Origin of the sequence: Nostoc sp. PCC 9305 (assembly GCF_963920915.1) — a bacterium.
Taxonomy (GTDB): Bacteria; Cyanobacteriota; Cyanobacteriia; order Cyanobacteriales; family Nostocaceae; genus Nostoc.
This window is the reverse complement of the sequence record NZ_CAWUDN010000029.1, coordinates 50,733-74,398: the sequence shown is the minus strand read 5'-3', so window position 1 is coordinate 74,398 and position 23,666 is coordinate 50,733. Positions and strand designations below refer to the sequence as shown.

At 42.8% G+C, this 23,666-nt stretch carries 24 protein-coding genes and 1 pseudogene; 12 read left to right on the top strand and 13 right to left on the bottom strand.

Features of this window, described 5'->3' with window-relative positions; genetic code table 11:
- The first annotated feature begins 333 nt into the window (after positions 1-333).
- Both ACM0OX_RS13300 and ACM0OX_RS13295 read left to right on the top strand, forming a co-directional pair.
- Positions 334-1,287 carry a PhoH family protein gene (locus ACM0OX_RS13300; RefSeq protein ID WP_414515371.1) on the top strand — a complete coding sequence of 318 codons (954 nt, stop codon included), beginning with the start codon at positions 334-336 and terminating at the stop codon, positions 1,285-1,287.
- 84 nt (positions 1,288-1,371) lie between these two features.
- Positions 1,372-1,776 (top strand): ChuX/HutX family heme-like substrate-binding protein, encoded by a 405-nt coding sequence (locus ACM0OX_RS13295; RefSeq protein ID WP_414515370.1) that lies wholly within the window; start codon positions 1,372-1,374, stop codon positions 1,774-1,776.
- Between the two features lie 5 nt (positions 1,777-1,781).
- Here ACM0OX_RS13295 and ACM0OX_RS13290 read toward each other — a convergent pair whose 3' ends face one another.
- Positions 1,782-2,120 carry a carbon dioxide-concentrating mechanism protein CcmK gene (locus ACM0OX_RS13290; RefSeq protein WP_414515369.1) on the bottom strand — a complete coding sequence of 113 codons (339 nt, stop codon included), beginning with the start codon at positions 2,118-2,120 and terminating at the stop codon, positions 1,782-1,784.
- 116 nt (positions 2,121-2,236) lie between these two features.
- Between ACM0OX_RS13290 and ACM0OX_RS13285 the strand changes: the two genes are divergently transcribed.
- From ACM0OX_RS13285 to ACM0OX_RS13275, 3 genes are all read left to right on the top strand, one after another.
- Positions 2,237-3,037, top strand: a complete 801-nt coding sequence (locus tag ACM0OX_RS13285) for a DUF6816 family protein (RefSeq protein ID WP_414515367.1) — start codon at positions 2,237-2,239, stop codon at positions 3,035-3,037.
- Between the two features lie 87 nt (positions 3,038-3,124).
- Positions 3,125-4,945 carry an ABC transporter ATP-binding protein gene (locus ACM0OX_RS13280; RefSeq protein ID WP_414515365.1) on the top strand — a complete coding sequence of 607 codons (1,821 nt, stop codon included), beginning with the start codon at positions 3,125-3,127 and terminating at the stop codon, positions 4,943-4,945.
- A 205-nt stretch (positions 4,946-5,150) separates the two neighbouring features.
- Positions 5,151-5,303, top strand: coding sequence for a hypothetical protein (locus ACM0OX_RS13275; protein WP_414515364.1), 153 nt, complete (start codon positions 5,151-5,153; stop codon positions 5,301-5,303).
- Positions 5,304-5,315: 12 nt separating this feature from the next.
- Here the strand turns inward: ACM0OX_RS13275 and ACM0OX_RS13270 are convergent, their stop codons facing one another.
- The 8 genes from ACM0OX_RS13270 to ACM0OX_RS13235 all read right to left on the bottom strand — a co-directional run bounded on the left by ACM0OX_RS13270 (position 5,316) and on the right by ACM0OX_RS13235 (position 14,284).
- Positions 5,316-7,529: a xanthine dehydrogenase family protein molybdopterin-binding subunit gene (locus tag ACM0OX_RS13270; RefSeq protein ID WP_414515362.1), complete on the bottom strand. Its 2,214-nt coding sequence runs from the start codon at positions 7,527-7,529 to the stop codon at positions 5,316-5,318.
- Positions 7,526-8,509 (bottom strand): FAD binding domain-containing protein, encoded by a 984-nt coding sequence (locus ACM0OX_RS13265; protein ID WP_414515361.1) that lies wholly within the window; start codon positions 8,507-8,509, stop codon positions 7,526-7,528. The genes ACM0OX_RS13270 and ACM0OX_RS13265 overlap by 4 nt, the downstream gene beginning before the upstream one ends.
- A complete protein-coding gene (locus ACM0OX_RS13260) occupies positions 8,496-9,119 on the bottom strand; it encodes a (2Fe-2S)-binding protein (RefSeq protein WP_414515359.1) in 624 nt (207 codons plus the stop codon). The genes ACM0OX_RS13265 and ACM0OX_RS13260 overlap by 14 nt, the downstream gene beginning before the upstream one ends.
- 545 nt (positions 9,120-9,664) lie before the next feature.
- Positions 9,665-10,006 (bottom strand): cupin domain-containing protein, encoded by a 342-nt coding sequence (locus tag ACM0OX_RS13255; protein WP_289798134.1) that lies wholly within the window; start codon positions 10,004-10,006, stop codon positions 9,665-9,667.
- Positions 10,007-10,152: 146 nt separating this feature from the next.
- A complete protein-coding gene (locus ACM0OX_RS13250) occupies positions 10,153-11,322 on the bottom strand; it encodes a zinc-dependent alcohol dehydrogenase (protein ID WP_334899712.1) in 1,170 nt (389 codons plus the stop codon).
- Between the two features lie 264 nt (positions 11,323-11,586).
- A complete protein-coding gene (locus tag ACM0OX_RS13245) occupies positions 11,587-11,976 on the bottom strand; it encodes a hypothetical protein (protein ID WP_414515356.1) in 390 nt (129 codons plus the stop codon).
- Between the two features lie 304 nt (positions 11,977-12,280).
- Entirely contained in the window at positions 12,281-12,979 is a 699-nt protein-coding gene (locus tag ACM0OX_RS13240) for an SRPBCC family protein (RefSeq protein ID WP_414515354.1), read from the bottom strand.
- A gap of 207 nt (positions 12,980-13,186) precedes the next feature.
- The gene (locus ACM0OX_RS13235; RefSeq protein ID WP_414515353.1) at positions 13,187-14,284 is read right to left on the bottom strand and encodes a DJ-1/PfpI/YhbO family deglycase/protease; all 1,098 of its coding nucleotides are present in this window, start codon (positions 14,282-14,284) and stop codon (positions 13,187-13,189) included.
- A gap of 464 nt (positions 14,285-14,748) precedes the next feature.
- On the opposite strand from ACM0OX_RS13235, the gene ACM0OX_RS13230 reads away from it, so the two are divergent.
- Positions 14,749-15,141, top strand: coding sequence for a DUF6335 family protein (locus tag ACM0OX_RS13230; protein WP_292783360.1), 393 nt, complete (start codon positions 14,749-14,751; stop codon positions 15,139-15,141).
- A 6-nt stretch (positions 15,142-15,147) separates the two neighbouring features.
- Here ACM0OX_RS13230 and ACM0OX_RS13225 read toward each other — a convergent pair whose 3' ends face one another.
- From ACM0OX_RS13225 to ACM0OX_RS13215, 3 genes are all read right to left on the bottom strand, one after another.
- A complete protein-coding gene (locus ACM0OX_RS13225) occupies positions 15,148-15,564 on the bottom strand; it encodes a response regulator (protein ID WP_334933099.1) in 417 nt (138 codons plus the stop codon).
- A gap of 438 nt (positions 15,565-16,002) precedes the next feature.
- Entirely contained in the window at positions 16,003-16,488 is a 486-nt protein-coding gene (locus ACM0OX_RS13220) for a hypothetical protein (RefSeq protein WP_414515350.1), read from the bottom strand.
- Positions 16,489-16,519: 31 nt separating this feature from the next.
- Positions 16,520-17,323 (bottom strand): peroxiredoxin-like family protein, encoded by an 804-nt coding sequence (locus tag ACM0OX_RS13215; protein WP_414515375.1) that lies wholly within the window; start codon positions 17,321-17,323, stop codon positions 16,520-16,522.
- A 265-nt stretch (positions 17,324-17,588) separates the two neighbouring features.
- On the opposite strand from ACM0OX_RS13215, the gene ACM0OX_RS13210 reads away from it, so the two are divergent.
- Together ACM0OX_RS13210 and ACM0OX_RS13205 are read left to right on the top strand one after the other, a co-directional pair.
- A complete protein-coding gene (locus ACM0OX_RS13210) occupies positions 17,589-17,780 on the top strand; it encodes an NblA/ycf18 family protein (protein ID WP_334836724.1) in 192 nt (63 codons plus the stop codon).
- A 252-nt stretch (positions 17,781-18,032) separates the two neighbouring features.
- Positions 18,033-18,167 carry a hypothetical protein gene (locus ACM0OX_RS13205; protein WP_414515349.1) on the top strand — a complete coding sequence of 45 codons (135 nt, stop codon included), beginning with the start codon at positions 18,033-18,035 and terminating at the stop codon, positions 18,165-18,167.
- 84 nt (positions 18,168-18,251) lie between these two features.
- Here ACM0OX_RS13205 and ACM0OX_RS13200 read toward each other — a convergent pair whose 3' ends face one another.
- A complete protein-coding gene (locus ACM0OX_RS13200; protein WP_414515347.1) occupies positions 18,252-18,461 on the bottom strand; it encodes a hypothetical protein in 210 nt (69 codons plus the stop codon).
- Between the two features lie 535 nt (positions 18,462-18,996).
- Here ACM0OX_RS13200 and ACM0OX_RS13195 point away from each other — a divergent pair.
- From ACM0OX_RS13195 to ACM0OX_RS13180, 4 genes and pseudogenes are all read left to right on the top strand, one after another.
- Positions 18,997-19,425, top strand: a complete 429-nt coding sequence (locus tag ACM0OX_RS13195; RefSeq protein ID WP_094350800.1) for a hypothetical protein — start codon at positions 18,997-18,999, stop codon at positions 19,423-19,425.
- Positions 19,426-19,991: 566 nt separating this feature from the next.
- Positions 19,992-21,350: an APC family permease gene (locus ACM0OX_RS13190; RefSeq protein ID WP_414515346.1), complete on the top strand. Its 1,359-nt coding sequence runs from the start codon at positions 19,992-19,994 to the stop codon at positions 21,348-21,350.
- A 226-nt stretch (positions 21,351-21,576) separates the two neighbouring features.
- Positions 21,577-22,230, top strand: a complete 654-nt coding sequence (locus ACM0OX_RS13185) for a class I SAM-dependent methyltransferase (RefSeq protein ID WP_414515344.1) — start codon at positions 21,577-21,579, stop codon at positions 22,228-22,230.
- A gap of 659 nt (positions 22,231-22,889) precedes the next feature.
- Positions 22,890-23,436: pseudogene (locus ACM0OX_RS13180) on the top strand (SDR family oxidoreductase).
- Positions 23,437-23,666: the final 230 nt, after the last annotated feature.

Sequence of the window (23,666 nt, the reverse complement as noted above, 5' to 3'; positions counted from 1 at the left end):
TAGATCCCCCTAAATCCCCCTTAAAAAGGGGGACTTTGAGAGCTTTTTGCCCCCCTTAAAAAGGGGGGTTGGGGGGATCAAAAGCCTGTGGCGCAACTCTAGAAGACTTGTGTATACACCGTAGCCCAAAATGGAGAGGGGAGTAAATTCTCCAGTTCCCCTTCTCCCATGTTGGGAAAAGGGGTTAGGGGATGAGGGCAAGCTGTACGCCCCTACGAACGATTCATTTATTACAAAAATTTTTCAAGATGTAAGTAATAAAAACATAATTTCGCCGTTAGCGAGAAAAATTAACCTTTGTCAAATACAGATCCTCACCAATTAAGAAATACTATGGCAGGTGCCTTAACAATTCAGCTGCCGAATGTTACCAGTGCGATCGCTCTTGGCGGAGATGGAGAAGAAAATCTCAAAATCCTATCTCGGCAAACAGGGGCCACTTTAGTGCTACGCGGACAGGAATTAGTGATTTCTGGTACTGAAAAGCAAATTGATCTGGCTTCTCGATTAGTGCGATCGCTTGAAGACCTCTGGATAAAAGGCAATACTATTTCCAGTGCCGATATTTTAACAGCCCGTCAAGCCATAGATAGCGATCGGCAAGGGGAACTGCAAGATTTACAGCGGGATGTCCTCGCCAAAAGTCGCCGGGGTGAAGAAGTCCGTGCCAAAACCTTCCGCCAGCGTCAATATATCGACGCACTCCGTAGACGCGATCTCACCTTTGGAATTGGCCCTGCTGGTACTGGCAAGACTTATCTCGCTGTTGTTGTCGCCGTCCAAGCACTCCTTGCCAACCAAGTGGAAAAGCTAATTTTAACTCGCCCTGCCGTCGAAGCCGGTGAAAAACTCGGTTTTTTGCCTGGAGACTTACAGCAGAAAGTTAATCCCTATCTTCGCCCACTTTACGATGCTATTTATGAATTCATCGACCCAGAAAAAGTGCCCAGTTTAATGGAACGCGGTGTGATTGAAGTCGCACCACTCGCTTATATGCGGGGACGCACTCTCAATAACGCTTTTATAATTGTCGATGAAGCTCAAAATACTACACCCGCTCAGATGAAAATGGTTTTGACTCGTTTGGGTTTCCGTTCGCGGATGGTGATTACAGGCGACATGACACAAACTGATTTACCGCTTCATCAACAATCGGGTTTAGGAGTAGCTTTACAAATTTTAAAACACGTTGAAGGCATTGCCTTTTGCGAATTTTCCCAAAGAGATGTTGTGCGCCATCCTCTAGTTCAGCGTATTGTCGCTGCTTATGAACAATATGAAAAATAGGGATTGGGCATAGGGCATTGGGTATTAGTTAGGAATCATCGTTGAACCAATGACAAATGACAAATAACAAAGGACAAATGACAAATGACCACAACATTGAAAGAATTTTTAGAAGCTTGCGAGACTTTGGGAACTTTGCGTTTAATTGTTACTAGCAGCGCTGCTGTATTAGAAGCACGAGGCAAAATAGAAAAGTTATTTTATGCAGAATTGCCTAAAGGTAAGTATGCGAATATGCATACTGAAGGCTTTGAATTTCACTTGAATATGGATAAAATCACTCAGGTGAAATTTGAAACAGGTGAAGCGAAGAGGGGTAACTTTACAACCTATGCCATCCGGTTTTTAGATGATAAACAGGAGTCTGCTTTAAGCCTCTTTTTACAATGGGGTAAACCGGGAGAATATGAACCAGGACAAGTGGAAGCTTGGCAAACTTTAAAAGATAAGTATGGGGAAGTTTGGCAACCTTTACCAGCAGAAATTTAATACAGCTAAACTGATAGGGGCGGAGGAAATCGGATATCTGCACTGAACTGCTCGATATTAACGCTGCGATGAATCGGTAAAATATATTCTAAATTTTCGTGGGGACGGGGAATAATGTGATTAGAAAGTACCTCCCCACCGTCAACTCGCAGCACCGCCTTTAATCCTGCTGTCACTGCTACATTAACCTCGCCTATAGCTCCTCGAATTAAGACGGTAATTCGTCCCAAATCAGTGTTTTCATAACCAACAAGGGTTATACGGGCAGCTTTACACATGGCATCTCCCGCTTCCACTGCTGTGGGAACGCCATAAACTTCAATCATGCCTAATGCCAATGTCATGCTATCACTATAAATTCGGGATAGGGCTAATTATCTCACTACAAAGTTTTAATTTATTACAGAAAATTACTTAATTTTTAATCGATAAACAATAACCATTAAATACAAAACTGCTAATGCTTGTAATAAAGGGAATTTGGAGTTTTTGCTTGCTATTTTTATTCCTTATTTGGGGTGGCGATGCTTTAGCAGGAGAGTTGTCTGAAAGGCTAGCAAATTTTCCCCAATGGGAAAAACTAACTTCAGTGCAACCGGCTTCGGGTGATTTGGTTTACCCTAAATGGATGGCTGGTACTTGGAAAGTTACAAGTACTTTGGTAGATTTAGCTGCGCCTTTAGCACCAGAGATTGTAACACCAGGGTTTGAAGGTAATCGCCGACAATTAAATCAGCCTGTGAGTTTTGTAGTAAGATTTGTGAGGGAGCAAGCACATACTCCTTGGTTAAAAATATTACCTGAGATAGATGATAAATCCCCAAGTTTAGTAGCGGATAGAGCGTTTAATAGCTTGAATTTGGCAAGGGCTTATTTAGGGGATGAAGCAGTGTTATCAGTCAAAGTAGATCCAGATTCACCTAATCGTCAAATTACATTCTTACGTAGCAGTCGCCAACTAGTTTCTATTGTGACTGCACGCGCCACAGAAACTACCCCTGATGGCAAGTTCATCACCACAGAAGTGTTTCAACAACTATTTAAAGGCGGTTCGCGCCCCTATTTAAACTCTGTAGAATCTACTACGGCTTATCATAAACTTCCAACATCTAATCCGGCGATTGAGGCAGATCAAGTAACTGCTGTTTATCTTTCACCCCAAGATCCAGATTACTTTAAAGCCGGTTCTCGACCAGTTGCTCTCTACCGCTATCGCCTCGAATTTTTCCCTCAAGAACTACCAACTACTCCCAAAGAGTGATTTGTCATCTAGCTCTTGACTACTTTGTAATACGTTTGTAGTATATAAATTCCAAGTTTACGATCGCGCTCTTGGACGGTGTGCATCATGGCCAAATTTCAAGATATTGTCAATTATTTTCGCTCTGATTGGAAGCTGAGTCTCTTTAGTATCGGAGCATCCAGCGTTTACGAAATTATTGATTTGGTTGTTCCTTACGCGATCGGGCAGATATTAAACGTTTTGTCTGCTCAACCCTTGGACAAACCACTTCAAAGTGCGATCGCAACTTTTTCGGACATCACTAATTATCCAGTTACTAAAACTCTATCTTTGAGTTTATTGCTGGGTTTAGTTTTCCTTGTCACCGTAGTGAGAGCGCCAACACAACCTTGGTTAACTCATTGGTTTCATTGGGGTATAACCTTAAGGTTACGTCGGCAGAAAGCCCAAATAGCCATAGAAAAAATTCTCACTCTTCCACTAGAATTTTATGATGAAAATAACCCTGGACGCATTGCGGGAAGAATAGCTAGAGGTATTTCTAACCACACTTTTACGTACCCCGAAATTGCGGGACAATTGATTCCTAAACTAGTTCGGGTGCTAGGAATTTTCGTTTTTATCTTAGTGATTGAGTGGCGAATTGCGATTTTATATCTGATTTCCTTTGTGCTTATTCTTAGCTTTACCTTGAAGGATTTAAAGCAGCTAATTTGGCACGAAACTATTCTGGATAAATATGGAGAGGATACTGAAAGCCGTAATTCGGAACTGATCACCAACATCAAAACGGTGAAAGCATTTGCCACAGAAGCTAACGAACTGAAGCGGCAAAAGCAACGTTTGGATCGCGAATTAATGGTGGTTGAGTATCGCGTCCACAAAGGTTATACGAAACTGGCTACTTGGCAAAGAACTGTAATTCAGTTCTGCGTCTTTACTATTCTGGGTATGACTCTCGCAGCAACAGCAGACGGAAGAATTTCTCTCGGTCACTTTGTCATGACTTTAACTCTTTCTAGCATGGCTTATGCCGAATTAGAACCTATTAGCAATTTGGCAGAAATTTTTGCCCGTCGTTATTCTTCAATGTTGCGGTTTCACGAATTTCTCCAAGAGCCAACTGCATCTGATTCAGCTAGTCTTTTGGAAGAGAGTAACCAGACAGAATCACCTTATAAATTTACTGGAAAAGTTGAGTTGTCACACGTCAGTTTTGGATATGATGCCAACCGTCAAGTTTTGCAAGATATCAACTTGTTGATTGAGCCATACCAAACAGTGGCATTAGTGGGGCGTTCCGGTTCTGGTAAGTCTACTTTAGTAAAATTACTGCTGCGATATTTTGAACCTCAAGAAGGTCAAATTCTGATTGATGGTCAAGATATTCGCACTTTGAATGTAGGTAAGTATAGACGAAGGCTAGCGATCGTTCACCAAGAAGTAGACGTTTTCAACGGTACTATCTTCGATAACCTGACTTATGGCAGAACTAATGCCAGTTTGGAGCAGGTTAAGGAAGCCTGTAGAATTGCCAGAGTCGATGAAGTAGTGCAGCACTTACCCCAAGGTTATTACACCGTTGTGGGAGAACGAGGTGTCAGGTTATCTGGAGGACAAAGACAACGTTTAGGAATTGCTAGGGCGTTGTTAGTGGAACCAGACGTGCTGATTTTTGACGAGGCCACCTCTAGTTTAGATTATGAGTCTGAGCGTTCAATTCAGCTAGCGATGCGATCGATTCAGGGCACTTGCACCACCATTGTGATTGCCCACCGTTTAAGCACAGTCCGGGAAGCTGATAAAATTGTCGTTCTAGAGCAAGGAAAGATTGTAGAAGTGGGTAGCCACGATGAACTCTTGCGTCACGAGGGTATTTACCGTCGCTTGCACTCCCTGCAAGAAACAGGAGAACTCCTAAGTTAGGCAGGGGTGTTTCATTCCCTAAATTTTCCGTCGAAAAACTACCTTTGATCCTGGTTGTGTCAACAAGGATTTTCTAATCGCCTGTTGACATCAATAGACATCTTGCAAAAATATATTTTTGCACTCTTAGGGAAAAGGGTAAAGGTTAAAGGGAAAGGATTTTGAGTTTCTTTACCCTTTTCCCCGACAAATGCCAAGAAGTCTAATGAGAGAATCTCCGCAGACTAACGCAAAACCAAGGCTTTTCAACCTGCGGAGGCAGGTAAAGTCTCGTGTAGCCGCGGCTTCTAGTCGCCTGGTGCAAGATATGAGTAATGTAGCGATCGCTAATCGTATGATTGAGCTTTCATCCTTTTAGCGATCGCCATATCTACAGCAGTTTATCTAATGTAATTGGCAAATCACGGACGCGCTTACCGGTGGCATGATAGACGGCGTTAGCGATCGCTGCCGCAGCACCGGTAATGCCAATTTCACCAATTCCCTTGACACCAAGCGGGTTGATATGTGGATCGTCTTCATCGACAAACAACACCTCAATATCAGGAACATCTGCATTCACTGGTACGTGATACTCAGCTAAGTCGTGGTTGACAACGCGTCCTCGGTTCGGGTCTGTTAGCGTATCTTCCATTAACGCCATGCCGATGCCATAAATAATCCCACCGATCAGCTGACTGTTGGCTGTTTTAGCATTGAGGATGCGTCCCGCGCCAAAAGTTCCCACCCAGCGGCTTATTCGCACTTCACCCAAATCAGGCTCAACGCGAACTTCGGCAAACTGCGCTCCAAATGCGTGCATTGAGAACTTCTTCTGTTCTTCTCCCAGCTTGGCATCTGCACGCGCTTCGATCATTTTCTTTCCATGCCGTGCCAAGATTGCCTGATAAGTTTCGCTGGCGGAGGATTTATTTTTTAAGAAAAAGCTGCCATTTTCGGCAATCACATCCTCAGCATTTGAACTATAAAGCGGCGATTTTCGATCGGCAAGTGCTAGTTGCAAAAGCTGACTGCGTGCTTGATTTCCCGCTAAATACACGGCCGAACTGACACTAGCGGCGGTTTGGGAGCCACCAGAAATAGGGGTTTGTGGCATCTTCGTATCGCCTAGTTCAAACCGGACTTTGCTAACTGGTAAACCGAGTGCCTCAGCTGCAACTTGAGTCATCACAGTATAAGTTCCCGTACCAATATCTTGGGAACCGCTCAATACAACGGCTGTACCATCTGCCATAATTTGAGCGATCGCTGATGCTGGGGAACGGTTGGTAGGATAAGTAGCTGTCGCCATCCCCCAACCAATTAAATAATTACCATCTCGCATCGAACGGGGCTTGGGATTGCGCTTTTGCCAGCCAAACTTTTCTGCTCCTAATTTGTAACATTCTCTCAGTGACTTGCTCGACCAAGGTATTCCTTTACTAGGATCGACTTCAGCATAGTTACGCAGACGCAGCTCTACCGGATCGATATTGAGGGCATAAGCCAGTTCGTCCATTGCCGATTCTAAGGCAAACGACCCAGAAGCTTCGCCTGGGGCCCGCATATAGGTTGGTGTTCCTTGATCGAGCTGAACCAAATGGTGGCTAGTTTCGATATTCGGGCTAGCGTAAAGCATCCGGGCGCTTTTACCAACAGGTTCGATAAATTCATCGAAAGTTGAAGTTTGCGAAATCCCGGCGTGTCGCAGAGCAGTCAATTTGCCATCGCGGGTTGCACCTAAAGAAACCTGTTGAATTGTCTCTGGTCGGAAGCCCACAGGCCCATACATCTGTATCCGTCCCAGAACTAATTTCACTGGGCGATTAACCTGCTTTGCTGCGATCGCCGCTAGCGGTACATGCGACCAAGCCGATCCTTTACAACCGAAGCCACCGCCCACAAAGTAAGACATAATGCGGACTTTCTCAGGCTCAATTCCTAATACCTCCGCAACTTTTTTTTGAGTCGAAAAAATTCCCTGAGTTGCGTCATACAGCAGCAGTTCATCGCCTTGCCAAACTGCTGTTGTAGCATGAGGCTCCATCGGATTGTGATTTTCTACTGGGGTGGTATAGGTTTGCTCGACGCGGACAGCCGCCGCCGCTAGTCCCTGGTTAACATTGCCATGCGCTAAATCGGGCGGTTCGTCTCTAGGGATTTTACCTTTAGGTAAGTATGCCTTAGTGAGATTGTCCCGCATATTAATGGTTGGTTTCTCTTCGTCATAGCGAACTTGTACGAGGGAGGCAGCATACATCGCTCGTTCAAAGGTATCGGCAACGACGACACCAATATGCTGACCGCTATACAGCACAATGTTATCTTGTAACACTTGCACCTTATGACCCCCGCCCTTTTCTCCAGAAGCTTTGGGCGCGTTAAGGTGGGTAATTACTGCTAATACACCCGGTACTTGTTCCGCCGCCTTTGTATCGATTTGGGCAATTTTACCTTTGGCGATCGCACTTTGAATTGTTACGCCATAAGTCATTTTGGCGATCGGAAACTCAGCCGCGTAACGCGCGCCACCAGTCACCTTCAGGTATCCATCAACTCGATTTAACGGTTTGCCGACAACTATATTTTTATCCCCTGTATTCATGCCATCCCTCCCACCGTTGTCAGCGCCTTAACAATTGTGCGTTTAGTCAGTTCGACTTTAAAGCCGTTGTATTTTTGAGGTTTAGCTCCGGCGATCGCAGCCAGTGCTGCTGCTTGAAATGTTGCCTGATTTGCCGGCTTGTTCAGAAGCACTTTTTCCGCTTCAAAGGCGCGCCAGGGCTTTGTGCCGACGCCACCAAGGGCAATGCGTGCCGAGCGAATAATCCCATTTTGAATATCTAATGCCGCCGCAACCGATGTCATTGCAAAGGCATAAGAGGCGCGATCGCGGACTTTTAAATAGTGCGATCGCTTTGCGAAGTTTAAAGCAGGTAAGTCAACGGCAACAATTAACTCTCCGTGTTCTAGAACCGTCTCCCTTTCTGGCGTATTTCCCGGTACGAGATGAAAATCTACCAGTGGAATACTACGCTCTCCTCTCGGCCCGCGTGTCTGCACAACGGCATCGAGTGCAATCATTGCCACCGCCATATCAGAGGGATGAGTGGCAATACAGCGATCGCTACCGCCAAGAATCGCATGGATGCGGTTATAACCCTCGATTGCCGGACAACCTGAACCAGGAACGCGCTTATTGCAGGGGAAAGCGGTGTCGCGGAAGTAGTAACAGCGGGTACGTTGCAGTAAATTTCCGCCCACACTTGCCATATTTCGCAGTTGCGGTGATGCCCCAGATAGCAAAGCCTCCGACAGTACCGGGTAACGCTCCTGAATTATCGGATTATAAGCAACATCGCTATTGCTTGCCATTGCTCCAATCCGCACCCCATTACCCTGTACTTCTATCTTGGTTAACGGTAGTGGGTTAATGTCAACTAACTGTTTTGGCGTTTGTACATTCAGCTTCATTAAATCAATTAAGCTTGTACCCCCTGCCAAGTAAGCAGCTTCCACCTCTGGAGTAACCAAAGCCACGGCATTCTCTGCTTGTCCCGCTTTTTTATAGCTAAACGGCTGCATCTTTTTTTCCCTCTAAGACATCGCGGACAGCAGCCACGATATTTGGATAAGCACCGCAACGGCAGATATTGCCGCTCATTAGTTCGCGAATGTCGGCATCCGATTTAGCGTGTCCCTCATTCACCAAACCCACCGCCGAACAAATCTGTCCTGGCGTGCAGTAGCCACACTGAAACGCATCGCGGGACAGAAACGCAGCTTGCATCGGGTGCAGATTGTTTCCTTGCTCCAACCCTTCAATAGTTGTGATTTTTGCATCAGTGTGCATAATTGCAAATGTCAGGCACGAATTAATCCGTTGCCCATCAACCAGCACCGTGCAAGCACCGCACTGACCATGATCGCAACCTTTTTTAGTACCAATTAATCCTATGTATTCCCGAAGCGCATCAAGTAAGGTAACACGCGGTTCAATCTGCAAATTATGTGGTGTTCCGTTTACTTGCAGCGTCACCTTCACCGTTTCAGAAGTGTAAGTTGCCAGCATAGGAGTAGTTTTTTTTACTTGAGTTTCTGCTACAGCTTTCTCTACAAAATTAGCGATCGTCGCCGCTACTGTGCTGAAGACCATCAATTGACCCAACTTGCGACGTCTTAAGACAAACCTCATTTGTTCGCTCCATTCGGTTTTTGTTAAAAATATTGAGTAATTATTACTAAAATTATTGATAGAAAACCAGATTTTCTGAGAAGCATTTTCTCTAAAAAGATATTGTTAATAGAATACAATTTCATGTTGTTATGTCTCTCTATCAGAAGGTTTATGTCATAAGTATTATCTAGAATTCTCAAAATAGAATTAAGGTATCAGTCGTCAGAATAAAGCCATGAGTTTGAGTTCGACTGGCGAATGAATAAACAGTGAAACACCATCAGGACTTACGCAAAATACCTCTCAAACTCTTATTCCTCCGTGTTCTCTGTGCCTCTGTGGTTCGATTTTCCGTTACCTGTGCGTAAGTCCTAACCATAACTAAATATGCTTTATTTAGTGTGGTGTTTGTTGCTACCGCCAAATAAGTCACCAGAAAAATTTGTTGCAATGCTTTCTAAGCTGCCAAGCACAATAAAAAGGAGAACAAGAATATTGTTCCCCTACGAACGCTTTATAGTCTATGTTATTGAAAGCGGCTATAAGTTTTTAGCGATCGCAAATCAGTTTTCATCTCGCCCGTGAACTTGAGCGGGTGGACTGGTTGCTTCAACAGCAGTAAATGGTTCTAGAATTTTATAGGTATGGCTAGCTCCTTTTGGTACTATCCAAGAACTCCCAGGTTCTAGTAAAATCGTTTGCCCTTCAATATGTAATTCAGCACGACCATTGATTACATAACCAACAGTTTCATATTCGCGTGCTGTTGGCTCTTTAGATTCGTTCGGTTGTTCATTTTCCCACAGACGCATGGAAATATTTTTGCCAGATGCAAGATATTTTTGACCAAGTTGGCCTTTTGGAGAATGACTAGAGTCTACTTTGCTAACGGTTGTATCAGACATATTTTTTGCCTCTTTATAGTTTTAACTTTGAACATTGGGATTAGGGGAGAGGTGACAGGTGATAGGGGAGAGGTGACAGGTGACAGGTGACAGGTGACAGGTGACAGGTGACAGGTGATAGGGCATAATCTGTACCCTATTCCCTACTACGGTTTGAGTACAACTTTGATACAGTTATCTTTCTTCTCCTTAAAAATTTCGTAGCCGTGGGGCGCTTGTTCTAGAGGTAAGCTGTGAGTAATGATAAATGTGGGATCGATATCACCGTTTTGGATGTGTTCTAGCAAAGGTTTTAGATACTTGTGGACGTGTGTTTGTCCCATTTTCAAGGTTAAGCCCTTGTTCATCGCAGCACCCATCGGCACTTTGTCTACAAAGCCACCATATACACCCGGAATTGATACGTGACCACCTTTGCGACAAGAGACAATTACTTGTCGCAATGCCGTTGGACGGTCTGTTTCTAAACGTACTGCTTGCTTTACCTGGTCGTACATCGCCATAAAATCTGTGCCGTGTGCTTCCATTCCCACTGCATCAATGCAAGCATCGGGGCCACGACCACCAGTCATTTCTTTGAGTGCTTCGCCTACATCTACTTCTTCGTAGTTGAGAACTTCAGCTTTGCCGTATTCTTTAGCCATTTGCAGACGTTCAGGAATGCGGTCAAAGGCGATTACCCTTTCAGCACCTAACATATATGCGCTTCTGATGGCAAATTGCCCGACTGGGCCACAACCCCAAACGGCGACAATATCACCGGGTTGGATGTTGCAGTTCTCGGCTGCCATATAGCCTGTGGGGAAAATGTCTGTTAAAAATAGTACTTGCTCATCCGTTAAACCATCGGGGATTTTGAACAAGCCGACATCGGCAAAGGGCACTCGTGCATACTCTGCTTGACCACCAGCGTAACCGCCGAATAAATGAGAGTAGCCAAATAGACCTGATGGCGAATAGCCCATTTGTTTTTCTACTAACCAACCATTGGGGTTAGAGTTATCGCACAACGACCATAAATCCCGATTGCAGAAAAAGCAGTTACCGCAGGAGATGGTGAAGGGAACAACGACGCGATCGCCTATATTCACATTTTTAACTGCACTTCCAAGTTCTACAACTTCCCCCATGAATTCATGGCCAAGGATATCACCCTTTTCCATTGAAGGGATGTAGCCATTGTAAATATGCAAATCAGATCCACAAATTGCCGTGGAAGTAATTTTAATAATGGCATCACGCGGGTTAAGAATTGTGGGATCGGGAACCGTTTCTACCCGCACATCATTTGCTCCATGCCAGCAAACTGCTTTCATAATTATTTAGTCCTTAGTTATAATTTCTAGAGCATTCATATCAAGATGAATACTAAATTTAACTTGATTTTGAGACGCGATAGTTAGAGGATGTTTGAAAAGTCCTCTTGTCGGTATCAAAAATTTTAGATCCCCCTAAATCCCCCTTAAAAAGGGGGACTTTGATTCCGGTTCCCCCCTTTTTAAGGGGGGTTAGGGGGGATCTAAAAGTGCCTAAAGTCACTCAACCCAAAATTGTTTAACCGTCTAGCTGCTACCTCTCAGTTAGTTGCTAGAAGGAGTGCGATAAGTACCTTCTCTAGTTTTAGTAAATGATGAAGTTTGATCTCCGGCTCTGTTTGTATTAGGATCAAAAAACTCTTTTGTCGCTTCAGGAGTTTTTTCATCCAAGTTTAACTTGTCGCGGATATTATCAACAGCGCTTTTGATTGGGTTTTGTGATTTTTGATTATTATTGATTTGGGTATCGTTTCTAATTTCACCTTGCTCATTTGGTACTCCTTTGTAATAAGTACCCTCTGGAGTTTTAACGTCAGCCAGTGCTATGTTAGTGTAGCTAAAAGCCTGACCCAGTAAGAACATAAATCCGACGAGGAAAACTACAACGATTTGGGAAATGCGAATATTTCGCAGCCAGGAAATTACTCGATTCATAAAAAACCTCAATTGCATTATGTTGGGTGTACAATTCAAAAGACTGAATGACTATCCACCATTCAGGTTAAAGAATAACTTTGATAGAGTTATCCTTTTTTTGTTGAAAAATGTGATGGTCTTCTATACCAACAGCATCGATGCAAGCATCGGAGCCATAGCCACCAGTTATCTGTTTCAACACTTCGCCAGCATTAACTTACGAAGAAGTTAATCACTTTTGCTTTGGCAAACTTTTTCGCCATTTTCAGGCGTTTGGGAAAGCGATCGCTATTAATCGCTTTTGCGGCGCTAATCATCGCAACTACTTGCGTCCACTTGATTGACCTTCGGTGGTAGCAATTTCGCCTGCTTCCATTAGCATCTTGAAGCGGCGCAATTCATCTCCAATTTGTTGTTCTGGTTCTTCACCGAAAAGTTTAGCTACGGTAGCTGCCAATGCTCCACCTGGTGGGTTATACTCCAAGACAATCTTTACTTCTGTGCCGCGATCGCCTGGTGCTTTTTTAAAGCGAACAAAACCAGAATTATCAACGTCTGCACCTTCTACAGAAGCCCAAGAAATAAACTCATTTTCTCGGTCTTCGAGAATATCTGCATCCCATTCCACGCTGTTACCCAAGGGTGCATTGGCAATCCAATGAGAACGTTTTTCGTTATACACTTTGACAGATTTGAGATGCTTCATAAAGGTGGGCAAATTCTCGAAATTATGCCAAAAATGATACAATTCTTCTGCCGATTTATTAATTGTTAGGGTCTTTTCAACTTTGATGGGTTGGTTGATACCAATTGCTTCCTGTGCTTGCTGGATTGTGCTTTGTTTAGTTGCACCTTGATAAATCAAACCACCACCAGCCAAAGCCGTCAGCGCTCCCCGCAAAGAACCTTGTTTTAAACCCATCAGCACCATAGCACCGCCACCGATGAGAGATGCCCAACGCTCTACTTCACTAGCTTCACCCTGACTAGTAGTAAGTTTATCGCCTGATGTCGAAGTCACTTTTTTTCTCTCCATTACATACAGTAGATAACTCCAGATAACTCTAAAAATTAAATATGCGTTATCCAGAAATCTTGTAGAGACGTAGTAGTACTACGTCTCTAATTCTTTTTCATCAGATGTCTAGTAAAATAACCAAAACGCAAATATTCACGAGAAATTAAGCATGGCTTGATTCTCCATAGGAGTATGCGCCTCTGCGATTGGTTACATTGATATAGCTGCGCCTGTAGTCGGCTTAGGAGGCTGAAGTTGAGCGGTTATCCGCGCTCGATATAACTTTACTAATTGCTGTTCGGATTTCAATAAATCCTGGTAAATTTCTTTGAAAATAGCAGTTGCTACTGGGTCGGTGAACATCGCAGACAAATTACCAATATCGCCAATACCAGTTTGTATATCCCCCAAAGCGGAACGTAACTGATAAATGTCATCACTTCCTGTCAAGGCAGTTTTTACCTTGGCATACTGATTGGCAATATTTGACCCTAAAGAGGGTTTTTCGCCCAAATACTGAAGATAGGTTTCTATTTTTTCAATGTGGCGTTGCTTATTAGCAATGATTTGTTGAAAGACTGATTTAACTTCGCTATCTGATTCCTTTTCAAAGTAATTCTCAAATGCTTCTAGCGAATAACGTTCACCAGTCAGGGCAGTATTTAAACCTCTGCTAATATCGCCTTTAGTTGAACCACCCCAAGCATCAGCTAGTTTCCACCATTCAGCAGTTGTGTCTTTTTCATTTGGCAATGCAGCATCTTTGCCACCATAACCCAAACGGCTCAAAATAGCTGTGGTGAAAATTGCCAAGTCTCCAGGTTCGCGAGATGTAATCAAATTCCCGTCAACTACCAACGACTCATCTAAATAATTCGCGCCAGCGTTAGTTATATCCTTGGCAATAGCGCTAAACCCAGTGACTTGTTTGCCTTTGAGCAAGTCGCCCTCAATCAAAACTTGTGGCCCGTGACAAACGGCAGCGACTAATTTTCCTTGTTGGATAGCCTCTTGTACGAAACGTACTGTATTAAGGTTCCGTCGCATTTTGTCGGGAGCCATACCGCCGGGAATCACTACTGCATCAAATTCAGCTGCGATCGCTTCCGTTGTAGTACCGTCGGCTTGTATGCTAAGTTTGCCTTGTTTACCCTTATATTTTTCATTCATTCGGGAACCAAGGATTACTACCTCCATTCCTGCTTGTTTCAATCCATTATATGGAACTGTAAATTCTGCATCCTCTACTGCTTGTTCAATGAGGATAGCAACTTTTTTCTTACCGGAGTGATTGTTATGTTCAGTCATACATGCTCTTACGGTTTTACTTCTAGTTTTTAACTAACTACAATGTCTATCAATTAAGACAGTTAAATAGTCAGATTTAATACTGAATAAATAATTTTGAATTACTTATTCATTGTTAGCATTTGCTACTTAAACTTATTTAATTATTTAGCATTTAGATAGTTATAAATCCAAATACTAAGTTAAAATGCCAAACTTAAATTTTTTGTTTTTTTATTTTATCTAAGCAGAAAATAGTCATGAGTGAAAAGCTTGCCAATAAATAATTTCGGTTTGATAACTTCTAACTCATAACTTCAACTACAAGTTCCTTGACCATGAATTCATAGCTACAATCTTATGGCGCGATCGCTAGTTTAGCGTCGTACCCAGGGGATAGATTATTTTATAAGTTATACACCTCTAGTTAGACAAATTGCTGACAAGAAAACGTTATTGTGAGAATGCAGAAAAGGGCTAGTATCATGGCAGAAAAAAATCATAATGACAAAATTAAAAGTAATGATTTGCCACAAGAGATTACCGAATCCTACGGTACTGGTGTAAAAGACTTGCCAGGATACAATATTGGCGGACGCTCCATGCAGGATGAAAGAGACGAGTACACAGAAACTAGTCCGAAACTGACTGGTGGGGATGTTGATGCTTATTGGCAAGATGCAGATGCAGTTGGAGATGAAGCTGTTGGTGGTAGTACTTCCACTCCCGATCAAAATGTCACAGAGGACTTAGAAGCAGCAGTGGGGCTAGAAATGGCTGATTCTGAGTTTCTGCATACCAACGATATTTTAGAGGATCGTGATGGCGATCGCTGGGAGTTAGATCCAAAGTCTTCTGAAGATTATCAAGACCGATGAGAATAATTACCAATGACAAGAAGCAACCAAATTAGCCACTATCTCAACTAGTTCTTCTGGAGCGATGGGTTTAGATATATGAGTGTCAAAGCCAGCTTCCAAGGCACGGATACGAGCCTCACTATCAGCAAAGGCTGTTAAAGCAATAGCCGGGACTCGTCCAGAATTATTTGGTTTAAGCGCACGAAATTTGGAGATGAAAGTGTAGCCATCCTCCCCAGGCAACCCGATATCACTAATTAAAACATCGGGTTGCAATTCAGACAATACATTACGTGCATCTGCTGCTGATATCACTGCTATAACTGTTGCTCCATCCATTTCCAAGACAGTAGTGATAAAAAAGCGAGTATCATCATCATCCTCAACTACCAAGATATCTAAACCAGTAAGAGTTCCAGAAGTTTGCATAATAAATGACATTTTATCTATCCTTGCTTGCTATATTCGTAATTCGTAATTAAGAGAGTACAGAGCAAGCAGTGATTACAACTACGAATTACGTTAGCGAGTCCGCAAGCGTCATTATCAATTACGAATTATTATAACTTTTACATCCATTAGAGGTTCTTTTAGAGCAGATTTTAGATTTACAAAAGTAGATTGATGTCCTCGGAGTGTTGATGAGATACCGAAGCAGGCTCTTTTAACAAGAAATGATTTAACACCATAATTTCAAACATATAGCTTGATGGTTACTACTCCTTTATCTATTTTCCTACTGGAAGACCACTTCGCACAACTGAAATTCAAGCGTCGTTAGAAAGTCCTCACTTCTCTCGATTTTCAGCATAATTCAGGAGTCAGGAGCCAAAGTTCATTCTGAATACTGATTGACAAAATGCGCTTTATCTTAAACTCTTAATGATGCCCCATACCACAGTCGGTTTGTACCCCAAGAAACTGCTTGTCTTCTTTAACCGAAGATTGGGTTATCAGTTTTCTCGATTCAGCATCAATCGCCTGATAATAATATTTCCTTGTTTTATTTTGCGATGCCTTACATCCCACGATTGTGACCTCCCAGATCCAGCGATTAGGAGAAACCGATTTGTCTTTGTCTCCGGCATATTCAGACCATTTCACAAAGCGTCTAGAGATGGCAACAAATGGATGTCTTACGCCAGTAACTAAAACTAACTGGTTTATCAGTTCTTCTTTGGATCTGTAACTATTGTCAGGAAAATCATATTGGGGAATAGATGCAAGCGCAGGATAAAATAGTGAGGTTACGATTGATAAGGATAGAACAATTTGTTTAAGCATACAAATAAAAAAAGCCAATAATAATATTATTGAAGACTTTTTTTGTTTTTTGTTGCTAGTGATTATTGAAGAGGTTTTCAAATATGCTGATACTGTAAAACTACAGCAGAGATTAAAATTGATTCCCAAGCCCAGCTAATTCCGTTTCGATCGAGGATAAAAATGATAGCGGCTGACTCATATTAGCAGCAAAGCCTAGAATTCCTGGATCTCGATGTTCGTAAAGTAACTGGCCTTTGGTATCAAACAGAAAAGTTCCACCACGCTGAGTTAAGTAGGCAGAATTAGGTACATAAGTATGCCAATTGCTGAGAACTTCCACCATATTCCGTAGCCGTAGAGTAGCCAATTCAAAGGGACGTTGAAACCCACTTCCGCCAGCTAATTTGAAAAACGAGCCTTTAAAAGCAGGTAGAGGAGTACCTTGAATAATTTCATCATCTTCAACGAGTTGAGGGGCTTGACGATCTCCCCTGTATCCCCGGAAAACTTCTCTTAGCGTTCCAGGACTTCCAAACCCTGCACACATTAACACTAGATTTAGCCAAGCTTTCTGAGCAGGGGAAAGTCCAGGGAGAGGAAGATTGAAACCTGAATAAAGTTTGAGTTGGTGATGTAGTTCTCCATTAGGTTCAACAAATAAATTTTCAGGTGGAAATCCTGTATATTCACAAAATCTTATTCCAGAGGCGCGATTACCAATTCCCACTGCCCGAATAGCGAGTTTTTTATCTGACAATTTTTTAGCTTCGCGCTGTAACCACCACGCATATTCAAGACTATCAAAATCCCCAAGTTGGGGCCAGACTAAAACAAGGATATATGAGGCAGTCTCGCAATTTTCTAGTAGGGGGCGGGTCATGCCATCACTAACACGCTGAAGTCCGGTCTGATTAAGGATAGTGTAAGGATTCATCACAAATGATTACTCGGATATTTGGGGTATCAGTGACACAGGATTTACTAAAGCATTAATATGCCATCATCTCAGGTTTGTAAATATTTTGTTATACTAGTTAACAGAAGTTCATATTTAGGTTTGACACCGCTAAGTAAGGGAATACCCAGTAGGTGGCTTGATGAGTGTATTACTGCTAACGGCAGCTAGATATGAAAGCTTCTTTTCAAGATTGCCAACATTGACCCTTTAGTTTTCGCCTAGTTGGGCGATTGACCCTGCGATGAATCAACCCATTACATTATCCTTAGAACAAGAATTTAGCCTTAGAACTTTTGCTGACCAAGTGGAGCAGATGTCGCGCGAACAAGCTCAAGAGTTTTTGCTTATGCTCTATAAGCAGATGATAATTCGGGAAACGACTTATCAAGAATTGCTCAAACATCAGTGGGAACTTGATTCAGACTCAATCTAGGGCTAAAGCATAAGCTGTTCCACATTTAAATTGCATAATTACGGCGGGCAAGATGCCCACCCCACAAGAGTTATATAAATTTTAGATATGCAAACTAGATGTGGTTTAGCTTACAAACAAATAAATGTTTTGAATTTAGCAGCGACAAAGAAATATTGGTATAAAGTTGTGGGAGAGAGGAGCAGCCATTGATTGCTCCTCTCTCCCATATTTTTAATTGATTATTATTCTATTTATTGCTGATTTTATTTTTTGGAAGTCCCTTCGCATATATTTTCTGGGCTATTACTAGGTGAACAAATTACGCCTTTGATGCTGGTAGTCTCTGGTATCGTGATTGCTAGCATCGCAGTGGGAAAACAGGCATTAATTGAACGCAAGATTTAACTAAGTTATAAGTTATCAAAACAACCATTGATGCGCCAAAAAATTCGTCATTACGCAGAACTGCCAGCTGTCTGTTCGCTTTATTTATTCATCACGAGCAATCCCCATCACCCATAAACTTGCGTTCACAGTTCCGGTAATGTTGGAAATTAGGAGGCAGCGCAGAGATGTTGGGCAGCCTTTTGCAGATGCGCGGCGGACACCTTGGGCAAACACCAACCGCCAGAAACGTGAGGGTTTCTGGCGGTTGGTGCGGTTAAATGGGATGGCAATGTACGCTTGCGCACCACACACACAAATGAGTTCAAAAATCAAATAAGATTGCTATATATATTAGACCTCTTGCAAAAGTCCCTAACAGCCCACCCCCAACCCCTCCCCGCTTGCGGCTATCCATTACCCGGATCTTTCTCAACATTTACGAGAGTATTCACTCACGCTTTTTCTAACCCTGATTCGTTCGTCGTCAATTCTCAATAAAAACCTAATTTTAGCGAGAAGACTAAGAGCCAATCTGTCAAGTATGTTTGACACCTCAGTGTTCAAGATGCCTACAAAACAAGCGTTTCAAGATTGTAAAGAAAGATGTGACTAATGGATAGCCGCTTGCGGGGAGGGGAGACAAAGCGTAGCTTTGGCGGGGTGGGGTTCTTTCTTATTTTTGATTTATGCAAGAGGTCTATTGTCATGACGAAAGAGTATCTGCTTCAATTGGCTCTATAGATAGAGAAATATCCTGAGCAAAGCTGGTATATTTACAAGTTTTAGTAGTAACATTTTTTGAATAGAATTAAGAGATTAACCTGGTATTTTTACAAGCCTTGGCAGTATGAATATGGAATTTTTTAACAGGATTCCTTTGATGCCTTTAGTATTACTTTTATTAGCTTACATTCTCCTGGGATGGTATCTTGCTGCTAATCATATTATTTGGTTAGTAGGAGCTTTTGTTGTTGCTATGGTTATAGCTGTAGTACGAAAGAGCTTTTCTTGGTTCGAGCGTTTAGTTGAGTTTGGCTCGAAAACTTTAGTTGTCATCTTGTTTTTAAGTATATCAATTGCTTTGGTAGCAACTTGGTCGATATTATTAAGGCTCTTCATTATCCCCTTAGCCACTACGCTTTTAGCTGATTTGGAAATGCGCTTTTCTGGCTGCAATAAACTAGATTCATTTTGGATTATAACTGTTCTAGCTGTATTGGGTTTGGTGGTAGGTGAAGTAATAGATATTTTACTTTTTCCCAGTAGCAGATACTAAAGAATTACGGATAAAAAACTGATACATTATTTATTAATTAACAGCGCACAGATGTGCATTCATACTTAGTCAAAACTATGGAGCGATCGCTGTCTGTGGTACAGCAGAGTATAAATAATGCATCCATTTTAAATCAATGAAACGTTGGCTGTCTAAAAATTACGCATAGCAGTATCAGTTTTTTAATCAAACAAGGCACGATTACCCCTTATGAGTCAATCATTCTTTAGATGACTATAAATCTCACTAGTGGAAGACGTTTTACCAATTCAGATTTTTTAGCCTATTTGCAGAATAATGTTGTCTAGCAAGAGAATTTAGAGCGATTGCAAAGAGGTCGATCTTAATGTAATCAGATGAATATAACTTGCAATCTGCTGTATCACTGCTGACTGTCACTTTCTCATCACATTTATTGTTAACCATAAAAGTACAGATAAAACAGTGATTTAAGGTCTTATTGAATCGTGAGTTCCCAAATCTGGAGTACATAGATGATTCCTCTGTTGAACAAAGACTGTAAAACAAAGCCAAAAGTCCCAACTCAACACTAATAAGGAAGTAACGTGAGTAGACGTAAAAACTTCAATTTGCTCGATCGGACAACATCAACTGAAGTAGCAACACCCAAACCATCCCTGACATTATCAGACGCAGTGGCTCTAATTGTCGGTATTGTCATCGGAGCGGGAATTTTTGAAACCCCGGCTTTAGTGGCCAGTCAAGCAGGTAGCAATATTGCTGTACTGCTTTTTTGGCTAATGGGTGGTGTGGTATCTCTGGTAGGAGCGCTGTGCTATGCAGAGTTGGCTACTGTCTATCCCGACGTTGGTGGTGTCTACTATTATTTGAAACGTGCATTCGGGCGGGGAGTTGCCTTTTTATTTGCCTGGGCGCGGATGACAGTGATTCAAACTGGTTCCATTGCTCTTTTAGCATTTGTTTTTGGTGATTATATTTCTCAGATATGGCGGTTAGGCACGTTTTCGTCTTCTATATATGCAGCCATAGCGATCGCACTTTTAACTGCTTTGAACATCATCGGTTTGCAACAGAGTAAGTGGACACAAAACTTGCTCAGTGCTGCAAAAGTTCTAGGTTTGTTGCTGGTAGTCATTATTGGGCTTACCGCCATTCCTCATTCTGCCACCCCTGTAGAATCTGCATCATCGGGAAGCTGGGGACTGGCAATGGTGTTTGTGTTGCTATCTTACGGTGGTTGGAATGAGGCGGCTTACATCTGTGCAGAAATTCAAGATGGACGACGTAATATTGTGCGATCGCTAATGTGGAGTATTGGTATTATCACTGCCATTTATCTGCTAATCAATCTGGCTTACCTGCGGGGACTGGGATTAGCAAACATGGCCCAGTCAGAAGCAGTAGCCGCAGATTTAATGCGCTCTCTTTGGGGTGAACCAGGAGCTTTGTTTATCAGTGTGCTGATTGCGATCGCTACTTTCGGAGCAACCAACGCCACAATCTTTACTGGAGCGCGTACCAATTACGCACTGGGACAGGATTTTTCGCTATTTGGTTTTATGGGACGCTGGCAACAACGTCCCAGCAGTCCTACCTATGCCTTATTCTTGCAAGCTGCGATCGCCTTAGCACTGGTTGTTTTAGGCACGCTTACCCGCAAAGGCTTTGAAACAATGGTGGATTACACTGCCCCGATATTTTGGTTTTTCTTCCTGCTTTCCGGCATATCACTGCTGGTCTTGCGCATCCGCGAACCCCACATAGTTCGCCCTTTCCGTGTGCCATTTTATCCTTTCACTCCATTACTGTTTTGCGCTGTCTGCGCTTACTTGCTGTACTCCAGCTTAGTTTATACAGGTGTGGGAGCGATCGCAGGTGTTTTAGTGGTGGCAGCAGGTATTCCCCTGTTGTTCTGGAATAACTACCGTCAAGGTAGGACTTAATACAATTTTGGATTGTGCAACCTAAACCTCACACAACAAGCAATTCAAAATTTTCTGACTATAGGATTCCTATTTGATTTTTGAACAAGACTCAGTACGAATCTATCCATTCTTTCCTGTTCTCTGTCCCCTATTCCCTGTCCCCTGTCTACGCAACTAAATTCAGGAATCAAACCGGATTCTTATATCAGTTGTTTTACTAACTACTCAATCAAGGAGAAAATTTATGAACTTCAAAAAAATTCTGTTTTTACTGGTTACAGGCGTTAGTATTACCAGTTTAGGAATTGCTGGGTGTACGCCGCAACAACAAGATTTGGAAGCCGGAACACAACAGCCTTCTACTTTAACAGGTCAGACCGAAACCGAAACACCATCAGCGACAACTCAAGTCCAAGAACGTCCTGGAGATGTTCCTTATGTACCGACACCACAGCCAGTGGTAGATGCAATGTTACAAGTGGCAAAAGTGGGTAAAAATGATGTGCTTTACGACCTTGGTAGTGGTGATGGCAGAATTGTTAATACTGCGGCACAAAAGTTTGGTACGCGCGGCATCGGTATAGATATTGACCCCGATCGCATCAAAGAAGCGAATGCTAATGCCCAAAAGGCAGGAGTAAGCGATCGCGTCAAGTTTGTCCAACAAGATTTGTTCAATACTGATTTGAGTGAAGCAACAGTAGTTACACTTTATTTACTGCCAGAGATCAACGCCAAACTCCGTCCCAAGCTCTTGAAAGAACTTAAACCTGGGACTCGCATTGTCTCCCACGCCTTCGATATGGGTGATTGGAAACCACAGCAGACTCTCAATGTAGAGGGCAAAACTGTTTACTATTGGGTAGTCCCGGAACAAGTACCAGCGAATTTGCGATAGGGATTAATAGCAATTCGTAATTAACAGGCGTCAGATTCAAGTTATATCATGTCCGCTTAATTGCTTATTAAACCCGAAGAACCCCACCCCGCCAAAGCGTAGCTTTGTCTCCCCTCCCCGCTTGTGCTACGGTGTACACACAAGTCTTCTAGAGTTGCACCACAGCCTTTTGATCCCCCCAACCCCCCTTTTTAAGGGGGGCAAAAAGCTCTCAAAGTCCACCTTTTTAAGGGGGATTTAGGGGGATCTACGACGATTTTGGTTTTCTAGAAAGATGTGTGTACACCGTAGCCCCGCTTGTGGGGAGGGGTGTAATAACTGTGGTTAGCATAACTAATTACGCGGACATGATATTAATACCAATTTGAAAAAAGAATGCGACAAATAGACCATTTGTAGAAACGCGATTCATCGCGTCTTTACCCCAGGATGTGTTGCAATCATTAATTGAATTGGTATAAGTTTCCATCTCTTGAATCTGTAGCCTGATTTTTGAGAATTGTTTTCAGAAATTCAAAATTATCAGATACTTATTTTGAACTTTAAATTACCTCCAATGGGGGTTGACAGTACCAGCCTTAAATATAGAAAAGAGTAATCTAAAATCCAAAATTGTTTGACTGGTGCAAATTCAAATCAGGGCAGCTTCGGGAGGAAATATGATAGGCTTAAAAGGAAAGAATGCTTTAATTACAGGTGCAACTTCAGGTATCGGTCAAGCGATCGCTATCAGACTCGCTTAAGAAGGGTGCAACATCGCCATCAATCTCCGGGGTGCTTATCTCTGCGACCGTGAAACTATTAAACACCTCCTGTCTGTTAATCGTCCAGGAGCGATCGTTAATATTTCCAGCGTTCACGAAATTATTGGGCGACCGATATATATCAGTTATTCCATTAGCAAAGGCGGGATGGAAAACCTCACCAAAACTTTAGCTTTGGAATATGCAAGCCAAGGTATATCGTGTCAACGCCATTGCCCCCGGAGCAACAGTCACGCCAATAAATCAAGCCTGGATAGATGACCCCGAAAAAAAGGCGATTGTGGAAAGTCACACAATGAGGCGTGCTGGCACCTGTGAGGAGATGGCAGCCGCAGTAGCTTTTTTAGCTTCGGATGAAGCCGCCTACATCACCGGACAAACGCTATTTGTAGATGGTGGATTGACTCTATATGCTGACTTCTGGGAATCTTGGTCAGCTTGAAAAAGAGGCAAGGGAGCAGGGAGCAGGGAGCAAGGGGGATTCGACAGTTGACCTAACTCTTAGAGAGGCTGCGCCCTAAGCGTAGTTATGCCGCAGGCTTTACGGCAGAGCTAGCTGACCACTCCGCCTGTTGCATTAGCTTCCCGCTCTTACGATAACCACGCTTGGTTGTTGCGGGAGACTCAGACCCATGTTCTGCTCTGCTCCACAACAATTACTGATGAGGTCAT

Bases quoted from the DNA above. Each gene is read 5' to 3' on its own strand.
- ACM0OX_RS13250 (WP_334899712.1), bottom strand. From the start codon at position 11,322: ATGAAAGCAGTTTGCTGGCATGGAGCAAATGATGTGCGGGTAGAAACG.
- ACM0OX_RS13185 (WP_414515344.1), top strand. From the start codon at position 21,577: ATGAACTTCAAAAAAATTCTGTTTTTACTGGTTACAGGCGTTAGTATT.
- ACM0OX_RS13270 (WP_414515362.1), bottom strand. From the start codon at position 7,529: ATGAATACAGGGGATAAAAATATAGTTGTCGGCAAACCGTTAAATCGA.
- ACM0OX_RS13215 (WP_414515375.1), bottom strand. From the start codon at position 17,323: ATGAATCCTTACACTATCCTTAATCAGACCGGACTTCAGCGTGTTAGT.
- ACM0OX_RS13300 (WP_414515371.1), top strand. From the start codon at position 334: ATGGCAGGTGCCTTAACAATTCAGCTGCCGAATGTTACCAGTGCGATC.
- ACM0OX_RS13245 (WP_414515356.1), bottom strand. From the start codon at position 11,976: ATGAATCGAGTAATTTCCTGGCTGCGAAATATTCGCATTTCCCAAATC.
- ACM0OX_RS13225 (WP_334933099.1), bottom strand. From the start codon at position 15,564: ATGTCATTTATTATGCAAACTTCTGGAACTCTTACTGGTTTAGATATC.
- ACM0OX_RS13260 (WP_414515359.1), bottom strand. From the start codon at position 9,119: ATGAGGTTTGTCTTAAGACGTCGCAAGTTGGGTCAATTGATGGTCTTC.
- ACM0OX_RS13195 (WP_094350800.1), top strand. From the start codon at position 18,997: ATGAATATGGAATTTTTTAACAGGATTCCTTTGATGCCTTTAGTATTA.
- ACM0OX_RS13235 (WP_414515353.1), bottom strand. From the start codon at position 14,284: ATGACTGAACATAACAATCACTCCGGTAAGAAAAAAGTTGCTATCCTC.
- ACM0OX_RS13280 (WP_414515365.1), top strand. From the start codon at position 3,125: ATGGCCAAATTTCAAGATATTGTCAATTATTTTCGCTCTGATTGGAAG.
- ACM0OX_RS13275 (WP_414515364.1), top strand. From the start codon at position 5,151: ATGAGAGAATCTCCGCAGACTAACGCAAAACCAAGGCTTTTCAACCTG.
- ACM0OX_RS13210 (WP_334836724.1), top strand. From the start codon at position 17,589: ATGAATCAACCCATTACATTATCCTTAGAACAAGAATTTAGCCTTAGA.
- ACM0OX_RS13285 (WP_414515367.1), top strand. From the start codon at position 2,237: ATGCTTGTAATAAAGGGAATTTGGAGTTTTTGCTTGCTATTTTTATTC.
- ACM0OX_RS13290 (WP_414515369.1), bottom strand. From the start codon at position 2,120: ATGACATTGGCATTAGGCATGATTGAAGTTTATGGCGTTCCCACAGCA.
- ACM0OX_RS13265 (WP_414515361.1), bottom strand. From the start codon at position 8,509: ATGCAGCCGTTTAGCTATAAAAAAGCGGGACAAGCAGAGAATGCCGTG.
- ACM0OX_RS13295 (WP_414515370.1), top strand. From the start codon at position 1,372: ATGACCACAACATTGAAAGAATTTTTAGAAGCTTGCGAGACTTTGGGA.
- ACM0OX_RS13230 (WP_292783360.1), top strand. From the start codon at position 14,749: ATGGCAGAAAAAAATCATAATGACAAAATTAAAAGTAATGATTTGCCA.
- ACM0OX_RS13255 (WP_289798134.1), bottom strand. From the start codon at position 10,006: ATGTCTGATACAACCGTTAGCAAAGTAGACTCTAGTCATTCTCCAAAA.